At 73.0% G+C, this 13,117-nt stretch carries 14 protein-coding genes; 5 read left to right on the forward strand and 9 right to left on the reverse strand.

Features of this window, described 5'->3' with window-relative positions:
- Window positions 1-12: 12 nt before the first annotated feature.
- Window positions 13-1,098 carry a polyprenyl synthetase family protein gene (locus tag BN6_RS24595; protein ID WP_015102462.1) on the reverse strand — a complete coding sequence of 362 codons (1,086 nt, stop codon included), beginning with the start codon at window positions 1,096-1,098 and terminating at the stop codon, window positions 13-15.
- 142 nt (window positions 1,099-1,240) lie between these two features.
- Between BN6_RS24595 and BN6_RS24600 the strand changes: the two genes are divergently transcribed.
- Together BN6_RS24600 and BN6_RS24605 are read left to right on the forward strand one after the other, a co-directional pair.
- A complete protein-coding gene (locus BN6_RS24600) occupies window positions 1,241-2,167 on the forward strand; it encodes a phytoene/squalene synthase family protein (RefSeq protein WP_015102463.1) in 927 nt (308 codons plus the stop codon).
- A 122-nt stretch (window positions 2,168-2,289) separates the two neighbouring features.
- The gene (locus BN6_RS24605) at window positions 2,290-3,246 is read left to right on the forward strand and encodes a DUF5914 domain-containing protein (protein ID WP_015102464.1); all 957 of its coding nucleotides are present in this window, start codon (window positions 2,290-2,292) and stop codon (window positions 3,244-3,246) included.
- A 30-nt stretch (window positions 3,247-3,276) separates the two neighbouring features.
- On the opposite strand, the gene BN6_RS24610 is transcribed toward BN6_RS24605, so the two are convergent.
- The 5 genes from BN6_RS24610 to BN6_RS24630 all read right to left on the reverse strand — a co-directional run bounded on the left by BN6_RS24610 (window position 3,277) and on the right by BN6_RS24630 (window position 8,642).
- Entirely contained in the window at window positions 3,277-4,830 is a 1,554-nt protein-coding gene (locus tag BN6_RS24610; RefSeq protein ID WP_015102465.1) for an FAD-dependent oxidoreductase, read from the reverse strand.
- Window positions 4,827-5,546, reverse strand: coding sequence for a class I SAM-dependent methyltransferase (locus BN6_RS24615; protein WP_015102466.1), 720 nt, complete (start codon window positions 5,544-5,546; stop codon window positions 4,827-4,829). The genes BN6_RS24610 and BN6_RS24615 overlap by 4 nt, the downstream gene beginning before the upstream one ends.
- The gene (locus tag BN6_RS24620) at window positions 5,543-5,851 is read right to left on the reverse strand and encodes a lycopene cyclase domain-containing protein (protein ID WP_015102467.1); all 309 of its coding nucleotides are present in this window, start codon (window positions 5,849-5,851) and stop codon (window positions 5,543-5,545) included. The genes BN6_RS24615 and BN6_RS24620 overlap by 4 nt, the downstream gene beginning before the upstream one ends.
- Window positions 5,844-6,179 carry a lycopene cyclase domain-containing protein gene (locus BN6_RS24625; protein WP_015102468.1) on the reverse strand — a complete coding sequence of 112 codons (336 nt, stop codon included), beginning with the start codon at window positions 6,177-6,179 and terminating at the stop codon, window positions 5,844-5,846. Before BN6_RS24625 ends, BN6_RS24620 begins: the two co-directional genes overlap by 8 nt.
- Window positions 6,180-6,389: 210 nt before the next feature.
- Entirely contained in the window at window positions 6,390-8,642 is a 2,253-nt protein-coding gene (locus BN6_RS24630; RefSeq protein ID WP_015102469.1) for a catalase, read from the reverse strand.
- Window positions 8,643-8,808: 166 nt separating this feature from the next.
- Here BN6_RS24630 and BN6_RS24635 point away from each other — a divergent pair, with 166 nt between their 5' ends.
- Window positions 8,809-9,810, forward strand: a complete 1,002-nt coding sequence (locus BN6_RS24635; protein WP_015102470.1) for an iron-containing redox enzyme family protein — start codon at window positions 8,809-8,811, stop codon at window positions 9,808-9,810.
- A 1-nt stretch (window position 9,811) separates the two neighbouring features.
- Here the strand turns inward: BN6_RS24635 and BN6_RS24640 are convergent, their stop codons facing one another.
- Together BN6_RS24640 and BN6_RS24645 are read right to left on the reverse strand one after the other, a co-directional pair.
- On the reverse strand, window positions 9,812-10,006 hold the full coding sequence (locus BN6_RS24640) for a CDGSH iron-sulfur domain-containing protein (protein ID WP_015102471.1): 195 nt from the start codon (window positions 10,004-10,006) through the stop codon (window positions 9,812-9,814).
- Window positions 9,990-10,637, reverse strand: a complete 648-nt coding sequence (locus tag BN6_RS24645) for a HemK2/MTQ2 family protein methyltransferase (protein WP_015102472.1) — start codon at window positions 10,635-10,637, stop codon at window positions 9,990-9,992. The genes BN6_RS24640 and BN6_RS24645 overlap by 17 nt, the downstream gene beginning before the upstream one ends.
- A 173-nt stretch (window positions 10,638-10,810) precedes the next feature.
- On the opposite strand from BN6_RS24645, the gene BN6_RS24650 reads away from it, so the two are divergent.
- Window positions 10,811-12,094 carry an APC family permease gene (locus BN6_RS24650; RefSeq protein ID WP_015102473.1) on the forward strand — a complete coding sequence of 428 codons (1,284 nt, stop codon included), beginning with the start codon at window positions 10,811-10,813 and terminating at the stop codon, window positions 12,092-12,094.
- A 74-nt stretch (window positions 12,095-12,168) separates the two neighbouring features.
- A complete protein-coding gene (locus BN6_RS24655; protein ID WP_015102474.1) occupies window positions 12,169-12,531 on the forward strand; it encodes a hypothetical protein in 363 nt (120 codons plus the stop codon).
- Between the two features lie 87 nt (window positions 12,532-12,618).
- Here BN6_RS24655 and BN6_RS24660 read toward each other — a convergent pair whose 3' ends face one another.
- Window positions 12,619-13,092: a DUF6292 family protein gene (locus BN6_RS24660; RefSeq protein WP_015102475.1), complete on the reverse strand. Its 474-nt coding sequence runs from the start codon at window positions 13,090-13,092 to the stop codon at window positions 12,619-12,621.
- Window positions 13,093-13,117: the final 25 nt, after the last annotated feature.

The following is a 13,117-nucleotide window of genomic DNA, read 5'->3' on the forward strand; positions in this document are numbered from 1 at the left end:
AACCGGCGGGGTTCACCGCGTCCTCGCCGTGGCCTGCTCCGCCAACGCGACCAGGCGGTCACGGGCGGCCGGGACGAGGGCGGCGGCGTCGAGCGCGCGCAGCCCGGACGTGGTCAGCGCGGTTATCCGCTCCTCGATCACGGCCACCGCGCCCAGGTCGTGCAGCAGCGCCCGCACGTGGGCCAGCTCGTGGTCGGTGGCCCCGCCTTCCAGGCAGTCGCGCAGCGCGCGCACGGCGTCCGCCCGGCCGGCGGTGCGGGCCAGGCCGAGCGCGGTCGCCATCAGCGGGGTCCGCTTGCCCTCCCGCAGGTCCTCGCCCACCGGCTTGCCGGTCACGCGCGCGTCGCCGAACGAGCCCAGCAGGTCGTCGCGGAGTTGGAACGCCACGCCGATGTCACGACCGTAGGCCCGCAGTGCGTCGATCACGGCCGCCGGCGCGTCGGCGACGGCCGCGCCGAGGTGCAGCGGGCGTTCGACGGTGTACGCGGCGGTCTTGAGCCGGGCGACCCGCAGACCGGCCGCGACCGATTCCGACCGGGTCGCACCGCCGAGCAGGTCGAGGTGCTGGCCCGCCATCATCTCCGTCCGCATCGCCTGCCACGGCTCCCACGCGCGGGTCAGCGCCGAGCCGGGCAGCCCGGCGCGGACCAGGGCGTCGTCCGCCCACGCCAGAGCCAGGTCCCCGACCAGGATCGCGGCGCAGTCGCCGTAGTGGGTGGCGTCACCGGCCCAGCGCTCACGGCGGTGCCGCGCGGCGAACACCCGGTGCGCCGTGGGACGGCCGCGCCGCGTGGCCGAGCGGTCCATGACGTCGTCGTGGATGAGCGCGCAGCACTGGAGCAGCTCCAGGGCGACCAGGGCGCGCACCAGGGCGTCGGCTTCCGGTCCGCCGGCCGCGCCTCCCGCGGCGCGCCACCCCCACCAGGCGAAGGTGGGGCGGAGCCGCTTGCCGCCGCCGAGCGCCAGATCGGCGAGCGCGTCGCCCAGTTCCGGCGCGAGCCCGCCGTCGCGGCGCAGTGCCAGGTAGCCCTCCAGCTCCTCCCCCAGACGACGGGGGAGGTCGTCGTCCACGGTCGGCCCGACAGCGGTCAGCGACATGCGGCCTCCTCGCACGGTGGTGTCCTCTGCCAACCAAGCAGCCCCGCCGGACTGCCGCATGATGAACGCGCCTGTCGTGCGGACGGGTCGGCGTCGATCTAGCGTGGGTCCCGGGTGCCCGAGGACGAGGAGTCGAACCCTGATGTCTGCCGATCGAGAACTCGACGCGGCGAAGATCACCGACCCGGCCATGCGCGCGGCGTACCGGCGGTGCCGGGCGCTCAACGCCGAGCACGGGCGGACCTTCTACCTGGCCACCCGTCTGCTCCCGCCCGACCGGCGGCCCGCGGTGCACGCGCTGTACGGGTTCGCCCGCTGGGTGGACGACATCGTGGACGAGGTGGACGACGGCCGCACCGCCGCCCAGCGCGCGGCGGAACTGACGGCGGTGGAAGGTCTTCTGGAGCAGGGCCTGCGGACGGGCGCGAGCGACAACCCGGTGATCTCGGCGCTGCTGGACACCTCGGGTCGCTACGGGATCCCGCGCGCCCACTTCGAGGACTTCATGTCCTCGATGCGGATGGACCTGACCGTGACCGACTACCCGACGTGGGACGACCTCGCCCGGTACGTGCACGGTTCGGCGGCGGTGATCGGGTTGCAGGTGCTGCCCGTGCTCGGCACGACCGTGCCCCGGGCCGAAGCCGAGCCCGCGGCGGCGGACCTGGGCGTCGCGTTCCAGCTCACGAACTTCCTGCGCGACGTCGGCGAGGACTTGGACCGGGGGCGGGTCTACCTGCCGGCCGACGAGCTCGCGGCGTCCGGTGTGGACCGCGACCTGCTGGTCTGGTCACGGCGGACCGGACGCGCCGACCAGCGCGTCCGCGACGCGTTGGCGGCCCAGGTGGCGCGGGCCCGGCGCGCCTACCGGGCGGCCGAACCGGGGCTGCGCGTGCTCGACCCGCGCTCGCGGCCGTGCGTGGCGACCGCGTTCCGGCTCTACGGGCGGATCCTCGACCTCGTCGAACGCGCCGACTACGACGTGCTGTCGCGGCGGGTGGCGGTCTCGCAGGGGCGCAGGCTGGTCGTCGCACTGCCCGCCCTCGCCCGCGCCGCCTTCGCCCACTGACAGCGCCGATTGACCGCGCCCACCGACAGCGCCCACTAGCAGCGCCCACTCCACTCGTCCACTCCACTCGTCCACCGGCTTCGTCCACGTCCGACCGGTCCCGCTCTCCAGGGGGAAGACACGTGCCCAAACTCCCGCTGCGGCTGTTCCGCAGCCGTCCGTGGCCCGAGCAGGAACCGACTTGGCGGGCCGCCGCACCGGCGCTGATCGGGTCGGCGCTGGCCCGCGCCACCGCCCGCCCCTCCGGGAACTGGTTCACGGTGTGCGCCAGCCGGGAGGTGCCCGGCGACCGGCCGTTCGGGCGCACGGTGGCCGGCCGCGAGGTCGTCCTCTGGCGCGGTGCCGACGGCGGCCTGCGCGCCGGGCCGGGCGCGTGCCCGCACCTCGGCGCACCGCTGCGCGACGGCGTCGTGCACCGGGGCGAGGTGGTGTGCCGGTGGCACGGCCTGGCCCTGGGCGAGGCGAAGTTCGGCCGGTGGAGCCCGTACCCGGCGCACGACGACGGGGTGCTGGCCTGGGTGCGGCTGGACGACGTGGGCGGTGAGGACCCGCTGCCCGCACCCGTGCTGCCCGCGCGACCGCCGGCCGGGGCGATCGAGGCGGTGACCACGGTGATCGGCCGGTGCGAGCCCGAGGACGTGGTCGCGAACCGGCTGGACCCGTGGCACGGGGCGTGGTTCCACCCGTACTCGTTCGCGAACCTGCGGGTGGTGGGCACCCCCACCGACGACGAGGACCGGTTCCTGGTCGAGGTGACGTTCAAGCTGGTCGGTCGGGTGGGGGTGCCGGTGGTCGCGGAGTTCACCTGCCCGGAACCCCGCACGGTGGTGATGCGCATCGTCTCGGGCGAGGGCGTGGGCAGCGTCGTGGAAACGCACGCCACTCCCCTGTCGCCCGGTCCCGACGGCGCGCCGCGCACCGCGGTGATCGAGGCGACCGTGGCGCACTCGTCCCGCCGGGGTTTCGCGTTGACCCGCCCCGCCGCGCCGCTGATCCGCCCGGTGATGAGGTGGGCGGCGGCCAGGCTGTGGCGCGACGACCTCGCCTACGCCGAACGCCGGTACGCGTTGCGGGCGTGAGGCGTCACGCCTCGTCGCGGGCGTGAGGCGTCACGCCCGCGTGCCGTGCGCGAGCGCGTCGGTCCCGGCCGGGTTGCGGCCCCACCTGCGGGCCACCGCGCGCAGCACCACGCCCCGCCCCCTGGTCGGCACGCTCCACAACGGCGTCCCGCGCACGCCCCACCCGGCCAGCAGGTGGTTGGCGGCGGCGAAACCGGTGGTGGCGGCGCGTTCCATCAGCGCCACGGGCAAATCGATGCGGACCAGGTCGCCCGCCAGCACGACGCCGTCCTCCGGGGTGACGACCGGTGGCCTGGTCCGCCAGCCACCGGGCGGGAACAGCGGGCAGTCCGCGCGCAGTTCGTGGCGGGCGTCGACGATCCGCGCGTCACGGGTCTCCGGGTACACCTCGTGCAGGTGGGCGAGCAGCCGCCGCTGCGCGTCGTCCACCTCGGCCAGCGCGTAGCCGTGCAGCTCGACCACCGCTCCCCCGCTCCGGGCGGCCCACGCCCTGGCCTCGTGCTCGTAGCGGTCGAGCACCGAGACGTTGTCCAGCGGGCCGTAGCCGCTGGTGCCGAGGAAGGGCGGCCGATCGGCGCGGACGGGGCGGTCCAACCAGTACCGCGACACCAGGAACGGCGGCGCGGTCTCCAAGGCGGCGATCGACTCCCGCCACCGGGGCGTCCCGAGATCGGGCGAGGCGGCCACGACCGCGCGCAGGCCGGGCACTTCGGCGGCCAGCACGACCGCGTCGACCTCGACGTCCTCGCCGGCGTGCACCACGAACCGCCGCGCCCCGCCGCGCGACACCGCCGCGACCGGCGAGCCCGTGCGGACCTCGGCGCGCAACCCCTCCAAGCGACGGGCCAGCGGTTGCCAGAGGCCGTGCGGGAACGGGTCGGCGGCGACGTCGAACACCAGGCCCTCGGACGACCCCAGGAAGTAGATGTGGAACATGGTGACGAGCTCGGCCGCCGACATCCGCGCCGGGTGGGCGAAGAAGCTGCGGGAGAACACCTCGAACGCCAAGGCGTGCACGGCCGGGGGGAACCGCACGTGCTCCAGGTACGTCACGGCGTCCACGTGGTCCAACGCGTCGTACGTGCCGGGCACCGACACGTCCAGCATCGGCAGGGCGGCACGGGCGTCCACTTCGGACAGGTCCTGCCACGCGAACGTCGGGCTGCGCCGCAGGAACGCCATCGCGTTCCACGGCACCGCGCGTGGCAGCCCGGCGAACCCCTCGCGGTGCCCGCCGGCGTGCCACAGCGGGTAGTCCGGCACACCGACGAGCGCCGTGCCCCGGGGGTCGACCCGGCCGATCAGGGCGCGCAGGTTGTAGTACTGGCGGAAGAACGCGTGGAAGCCGCGGGTCATCGTGACGTGGCTGCCGTCGGCCAGCCGGGTCGGCCACCCGCCGACCCGGCCGCCCAGGTAGTCCTCCCGTTCGAAGAGCACGACCCGGGCACCGCGTTCGGCCAGCGCCGTCGCCGCGGCCATCCCCGCCACGCCGCCGCCGACGACGGCCACCGTCTTCGCGCCGTCGAGGGACGGCTCGCCGGGCAGCGGGTCGGTCCGCACCGCCCGCCGGTCGCGGCCCTTCACCCGCGCTCCGGGGCACGCCCGAGGAACGTGTGCGTGATCCCCCGCTGCCAGCCTCCCGCACTGCCCCGGCGCACGCCGGTGAACCCGGCGCGGCGCAGCCGGTCGCGGAAGGCGTCGGCGTCGTCGAAGTCCAGCGCGCTGCGCCACAGGTAGGTGTAGAGGCCGCGGTCGCCGGTGACCGCCCACCCCGCCGGGATCACCACCGACCAGCACACCGCCGTCCAGACCGCCCGGCGCAGGGCCGAGTTCGCGATCGCGTAGTCGAGCACCACGAACGGCGCTCCGGGCTTGAGCAGGGCGCGGACGTGCCGCAGCACCGGGTCCGGCTCGGGCAGGTTGCGCACCAGGTACGCGGCGAACACCGCGTCGAACGGCCCGCGCACCCCGGCGGCGGCCAGGTCCTCGGCTCGCGAGTGCACGAACTCGACCCGGTCGGGCCACCGCTTGCGGCGGGCGGCGGCGAGCATCCCCGCCGACGCGTCCACCGCCACCACCTCGGCCTCGGGCGCGGCCTCCACCAGTGCGGCGGTGGAGGCACCCGTCCCGCAGCCCAGGTCGAGCACCCGCGCCCCCCTGCCCCGCTCGGGCAGCCGCAACGCCCGAGCCGACGCGCGCAGTGCCGCGTGGTAGCCGGGGTTGAGCCCGACCAGCCGGTCATAGCCGCGCGCGGACGTGTCGAACGCCCCGGACACCGTGCCGGCCGTGATCTCCGTCATCGGGCGGTCTCCTTGCGGCGTTCCCACAACGCCAACGTCAGGGTGATCATCGAGAAGGCGAACAAGAAGTCCTCCACCGGGATGTCCCACGGGAACCGCACCCCGCTGATCGCCCAGTCCGCGTAACGGACCACCGGGGCGTCCAGCTTGGTCAGCCACCCGTCGACCGGGACTTGGAAGGCGAACATGATGGCGAGCGCCGCCCAGTAGACGGGGTTGCGGAACAGCCCGGTGCGCAGCACCGCCAGTTCCAGCACTACGACCACCACCACCGACAGGAGCGCCGCGACGAGGTATTCAGGCACTGACACCCCTGGTCGTCACGCGCCGGATCACGCTGCCGACCGCCTCGTAGGTGCTCAGCGCGCACAACGGCACGACCACGAAGAACAGCAACTCCTCTATCGGCATCCCGCCCGGCAGGACCACTCCCGAGATGAACTCGGACCCGAACGTCCAGTGCCCGCGCGCGATCGCCACGAGGTCCCACGCGCCGAACACCACCACCACGGGAAACACCGCCCGCACGACGGCACCCGCGCCACGCCGGTACACCCCGGCGCCCAGCGGTTCGAGCGGCACGGTCACCGCCAGGCACAGCACCATCAGCGCCGCGTACTGCCAACGCTCCATCTCCGCCTCCTCCGCGACCTCATCCGACCGTATTGGGCACGACGGGTTCCCGCACAACAGGACCCGGACCGTCCCGGCCACCGGGGATGCGGCGCCGGCACCGACCGGGCGAAAGCCGCAGCCGGGACGGGCCGGCGGTCCTGCCTTCGCGGATCGACAGGACGCCCGCCGCACGCGGGGGTCCCACGTGCGACGGGCGTCCGAAGAGGCTCAGGCTTGCGGCGGCTCCTGACCCGCGGTGAGGCGGTTCCAGACGCGGTGTTGGCGCATCAGGGTGAGCACCTGCTCGGCCACCTCGGTCGGGTTGTCCCCGGTGACGATCCCCGGCCCGGAACCGACGGCCGCCGTGCCCCACGCACCGATCGCCTTGGCGTGCCGGTAGGTCTCCTCCACGAGCAGGTCGACCCGGGGGTCGACCGGAGATCCGCCGGTGGCCTTCTCGTCGCGGGCGGGCAGCGCGTCGGGCGCCGGCGGAGGCGTCGCGGCGAGCAGGAGCGCGTCGAACTCGACCGATCGCGCGGTGGCGAACGTGCGCTGGGCGACCAGGCCCTGCCCGAGCTCCCCGCCGTGCGCGGCGATCACCAGCGGCACGACACCGGCCGCGAACAGCGCCTCCCGCACCGCGGCGACGCCGTCGAGGCCGTCCGGGGCGTCCGCGTCCACGACGATACCGACCATCCGGCCGTCGATCGGCCATTCCTGGCCGAGCTGGGACAGCGCCGGGCTCGGCACCACCTCGGGCAGCGCCTCGGCCTCCGGGGCGGGCAGACCGAGCCCGGTGGCGACCTCCGCGGCCAGCCTCGTGTCCACCTTGGCCAGCACCAGCAGCTGGCGTTCCTTGATCGCCTGCTCGTAGCACTTGCCCAGCTCGAAGGTGATCGCGCGGATCACGTGCTCCTGCTCCAGCGGGCTCAGGCTGTGGAAGAACTGCCGGGGCTGGGTGAAGTGGTCGGCGAACGACTCGGGCGCCTTGCGGACCTTCGTGGCCTCGGCGACCCGTTGCGGCACCTCCACGTACGCCAGGTCCTTCGAGCCCGCGAAGAACGGGCAGCCGCCGTCCAGCGAGTTCGGCTTGTAGGGCGCGACACCGCCGTGCACGGCGTGCTGGTGGAACCCGTCGCGCAGCATGTCGTTGACCGGCGCGTGCGGTCGGTTGATCGGGATCTGCCCGAAGTTCGGCCCGCCCAGCCGGGTCAGCTGGGTGTCGAGGTAGGAGAACAGGCGGGCGTGCAGCAGCGGGTCGTCGGTGACGTCGATGCCGGGCACGAGGTGGCCGGTGTGGAAGGCGACCTGTTCGGACTCGGCGAAGAAGTTCGTCGGGTTGCGGTTGAGCGTGAGCATCCCGATCGGCTGCACCGGGGCCAGTTCCTCGGGCACGATCTTGGTCGAGTCCAGCAGGTCGATGCCCTCGAAGGTCTGGTCGGGCGTGTCCGGGAACACCTGGACCCCGAACTCCCACTGCGGGAACGCGCCGGACTCGATCGCGTCGTACAGGTCCCGGCGGTGGAAGTCCGGGTCGAAGCCGCTGATCATCTGCGCTTCCTCCCACAGCAGGGAGTGCACACCGAGCTTCGGCTTCCAGTGGAACTTCACCAGCGACGTCTCACCGGCTTCGTTCACCAGCCGGAAGGTGTGGACGCCGAACCCCTCCATGGTCCGGTACGAGCGCGGCACCCCCCGGTCCGAAACGTGCCACATCATGTGGTGGGTGGCCTCGGTGTGCTGGGAGACGAAGTCCCAGAACGTGTCGTGCGCGCTCTGCGCCTGCGGGATCTCCCGGTCCGGGTGCGGCTTCACCGCGTGGATGATGTCGGGGAACTTGATCCCGTCCTGGATGAAGAACACCGGGATGTTGTTGCCCACGAGGTCGAACGTGCCCTCGTCGGTGTAGAACTTCGTCGCGAACCCACGCGTGTCCCGCACCGTGTCCGCCGAACCGCGCGACCCCACCACCGTGGAGAACCGCACGAACACCGGCGTCGACACACCCTCCTTCAAGAACCCCGCCTTGCAGATGTTCTCGGCGGTCCCGTAGCCCACGAACACGCCGTGCGCGCCCGCGCCACGGGCGTGCACCACCCGCTCCGGGATGCGTTCGTGGTCGAAGTGCATGATCTTCTCGCGCAGGTGGTGGTCCTGCAACAACGTCGGACCGCGCTCGCCGGCCTTCAGCGAGTGGTCCGTGTCATACAGGCGCACGCCCTGCGCGGTGGTCAGAAACGCCCCCTGCTGGCTGTTCGCCGTCTTCGGCGCACCCGTCGGCGCACCGGTCGGGGTCACCGTCTCCGGAGCGTCCTGGTCTGGTTTGGGGGGCAGCGGCTCGCGCGGCTCGGTCGGCTCGGCGACCGAGGGCGGCTCGCTCCCCGGCGCTCCCGGAATGGCCGGTTCGGCCGCCTCCGTCACCTTCTCGACAGCCTTCTTCAACGCGCTCACGACGACCTCCGCCGGGTTCTTGGACACCACCGGGCCTCCTTCTCCTCGTCCGGCGATTACCCGAGCGGATGCGGTCTACACCGAAGCTCCGGCATCCGATCGGCTGGGACGAGAACACGCCGAGTCACCGACCACTTCGGAGCGACGGCCGGCGTCGGCGTGCATCACTCCGGTTGGGGGTGGGTATTCCACTGACGTGACGCATACTCTGCACGCTCTGGGAGCCGCCGCCCTGCCCACTCCGCGTGGGCCGCTGTCCGAGGCGGTCATCACGGCCCTGCGATCCGACCCGTCGCAGTGGTCCGCACCCACCGGCGTGGACGGGGACGACCCGTACGGCGACGACCTCCAACTCGCGCTGCACGTGTGCTACGAACTGCACTACCGCGGCTTCCACGACGCCGCACCAGGCTGGGAATGGGACCCCGACCTCATCCGGCTGCGCTCCGCGATGGAACAGGTGTTCCACGACGCGTTGAACGCCGACCTGCCCGGACACCCAGACGTCAACGAGGTCCTGGACGAACTCCTGGTCGAACCCGTCAACGGGCAGGGACTGAGCCACCACCTGCTCGACCAGGGCCAGTGGTGGCAGATGCGGGAACACTTCGCCCACCGGTCCATCTACCACCTCAAGGAAGCAGACCCCCACGCCTGGGTCATCCCCCGCCTCACCGGCCGGGCCAAAGCCGCACTCGTCGCCGTCGAGTACGACGAATACGGCGGCGGACACGGCGACCGGATGCACTCCCAGCTCTACGCCCGACTACTCGCCGGCGCGGACTTGGAGACCGGCTACCTGCACTACCTCGACCACGCACCCGCGCCGACGCTGGCGACCGTGAACCTCATGTCCCTGTTCGGACTCCACCGCGAACAACGCGGCGCACTCGTAGGCCACTTCGCCGCCGCCGAGATCACCACCGCACCCAGCGCCACCCGCATGGCCACAGCACTCCAACACCTCAACGCCCACCCCGACTGCATCGAGTTCTACACCGAACACATCGAAGCCGACGCCGTACACGAACAAGTCATGCGACACGACGTCATCGGCGACCTCCTCACCCGCGAACCCGAACTCACCGACTCGATCGTCTTCGGCATCCGCGCCACCGAACTGCTCGAACAACGACTCACCGACCACACCCTCACCGCCTGGACCGACAACCACACCTCACTGCTCACACCGCTGTGAGTCACCGCCGACGCGCACGGTGACTGGTGTCGCAGAACGGGAACCGCTTGCTGCGGCGACACGCGCACACCGCCACCACGAACCGGTCGGACTCGACCACCGTGCCGTCGTCCAGCACCAGCTCGACCGGTCCTTCCACAAGCATCGGACCGCCGGGGACGATGGTGACCCGGCGCTTGTCACGCGGCGTCGGCACGGATCACCACCAGCTCCTCCCGGTCCTGCCCCGAAGCCAGCAACCCCTTGTCGCGCAACCACCTGGCCCGCCCGCGCAGGACCGGTCCGAACGGCACGGTCCGGCGGGCGACGACGGCCGCCTTCAACCCGCCCTCCCGCAGGCGGTCCAGCGTGCGGTCGCCGTCGCACAGTTCGGAGTGGACGATCAGGGCCATGCCCCGGTCCACCAGCAGCGACGGCAGGGCGGTGCACAACCGGTCGAGCACCGAGCGCCCCCGCTCCCCCGCGTCCCAAGCCCGCGCGGCCCCTTTCGGCACGCCCGGCGGGCTGGGCACGTACGGCGGGTTCGACAGCACCACGTCGAACCGCGACCGCCCCACCAAGCCGGCGAAATCAGTGCGCAGCGCCCTGACGGCGACACCGCGGACCCACCCGTTGATCCGGGCGGAGGCCACCGCCCGCCTGCTGATGTCCACCGCGGTCACCTCACCGGCTCCCGCCAGACCCGCCGCCACCCCCAGGAAACCGGTACCCGTGCACGCGTCGAGGACGCTCGCGCCCGACGGTATCCCCGCGTCGACCAGAGCTTCGGCGAGCAACCACGTGTCCTCCTGCGGGCGGTACACACCAGGTGGTCTCAGCATCCACATGGAGATGACGTTCCCGGCGCGGCACGCTCCAAACAGGATCACGCCGCGAACGTGCCCACGACGCCGGACGAACCCGGCACGACGACCACCCGGGTCGACGGCTCGTCGATCCCGGATCCGGACAGCCGCGCACGTCACGTGTGGCCGGTGCCGCGCCGGGGAATGGAGCGGTCATGTCGACCAGCTTGAAACGGGCCGCGAGCACGTCGCTGCTCTACTTCTTCGTCCTCGGGGACATCCTCGGCGCGGGCGTCTACGTCCTCGTGGGCCAGGTCGCCGCCGAGGTGGGCGGCGCGGTCTGGTTGCCCCTGGTCACCGCCCTTCTGCTGGCCTCCCTCACGGCCGCGAGCTACGTCGAGCTCGTCACGAAGTACCCCAGAGCCGGCGGGTCGGCCCACTACGCGACCCGCGCCTTCGGGCCGGCCGCGGGGTCGCTGGTGGGGTTCTGCATGGTGGCCGGCGGGGTGGTGTCGGTGGCGGCGCTGGCCCGCGCGTTCGCCGGTGACTACCTCGACGCGCTCGTCGGGCTGCCCACCGTGCCGGTGGTGGTCGTGTTCCTCGCCGCGCTGGCCGCGCTCAACATCCGCGGGGTGAGGGAATCGCTGCGCGCGAACGCCGTGGCCACCGTGATCGAGGTCGGCGGGTTGGTGCTCGTCATCGGGCTCGGTGCGTGGGTGGTGCTGCGCGGGGACGCCGACCTGTCGCGGTTGTCCCAGGTGGACACCGGTGGTGGCGCGGTCCAGGCGGTCCTGGCCGGTACCGTGCTCGCCTACTACTCCTTCGTCGGGTTCGAGACGTCGGTCAACCTCGCCGAGGAGGTCCGCGACCCGCGCCGGTCCTACCCCCGGGCGTTGTTCGGCGCGCTGGCCACCGCCGGGGCGGTGTACCTGCTGGTCGGAGCCGTGACCAGCGCGGTCGTGCCGACGGACCGGCTGGCCGCGTCGGACGGCCCGCTGCTGGAGGTGGTGCGCGCCGCGGGCGGCGTGCCGGGGTGGCTGTTCGGCGTGATCGCCCTGGTCGCGGTGGCCAACGGGGCGCTGCTGACCGGGATCATGTCCTCCCGGCTGGCCTACGGCATGGCCCGGGACGGGCTGCTGCCGACCGCCCTGACCCGGGTCCTGCCGGGCCGCCGCACGCCGTGGGTCGCGGTGCTGGTCACCTCGGCGGCGTCGCTGGTGCTCGCGCTCACCGGCGAGGTCGCGGCGCTGGCGGAAACCCTCGTGCTCCTGCTCCTGGTCGTGTTCACCGCGGTCAACGCCGCCGTGCTCGTGCTGCGGCGGGACGAGGGCGAGGTCGACCACTTCCGGGTGCCCGTCGTCGTCCCGTGCCTGGCCCTGGCGTCGTGCCTGCTGCTGTTCACCCAGGTCGACGGCGAGGTGTGGCTGCGCGGCCTGCTCCTGGTCGGACTCGGCGCGGTGCTCGCCGCGGCGAACCACTTCCGGCGGCGCACTGCATGACTCCCCGTGCTCGCCCCCGGTTATCGAAGGGATCCGGGGGTACACGGTGGTGACAACGCGAAAGGGGTTCGCCGATGCCAGTACTCACCCGGCTCCTGGGCGTCGCCACGGCGGCGTACGGGGCCGCGATCGTCGCGGAGCCGAAGTTCCTCGCCCGGCCGTGCGGCTTGGCGGACGCGCACGGCAACGTCGCTCCCGCCGTGCGGACGATGGTCGGCGGGATCGGGGCGCGGGACCTCGCCATCGGCGCGGCGATGGTGTTCGCGCCGGCCGGGACGCCGACCCGCGTGGCGGTCGCCGCACGGGTGGCGTCCGACCTGGCCGACGCCCTGGTGTTCGGCTTGACGCTGCCCGACCGGGCCGCACGGCCCAAGGTCGCGGCTTTCGCGGTGACCTGGGCCGTCGCGTGCGCGGTGTCCGCGTTCGGGAAGAAGTGAGGTGACGAGACCGGCGGTGCTCGGTTCAGCGGGTTCCCGCTCGTGGCCGGCACGCCGGCCCGACCGCTGAACCGAGCGCTCAGCCGGTCACTGGACCGAGTGCTCGGCGACGTCGAGGAGGTGGACGTCGCGCCACGGCCGCGTCCCCCGCCCGGAGCCGGCATACGGCGCCAGCCGTACCGCCAGATCGCCCTTGCTCCACCCGTCCGCCGCGGTTCGCGTTCCGGTCGTCGGCTGACCGTCGAACACCTGGCGCACCCACCGGGCCACCGCCGCCGGCGGGGGCACCCGGTCCGCGCCGAACCTGGCCTGGACGATCAGGTCTTCGCCACTGTGCGTCTCCAGCGCCACGGCCCACCCGGCGGTCTCGTCCCAGACGAGCGCCACGTCACGGTCGGGGTAGCCCGGGAGTCGGCCGTCCAGCGCCACGTACACGCTCCTCGGAGGTTCCACCTGCACGTACGAACTCTCGCCGGACAGCCGCAGCTCGTCGGCGACCAGCCGGACGTAGCTCTGTAGCGCTCGCACCACGGAGTCGTCGAAGTCCCATTCCACCCGCATCGCCCGCTTCCCTCTCGCAACCGAT

This window comes from Saccharothrix espanaensis DSM 44229, from assembly GCF_000328705.1.
GTDB lineage: Bacteria > Actinomycetota > Actinomycetes > Mycobacteriales > Pseudonocardiaceae > Actinosynnema > Actinosynnema espanaense.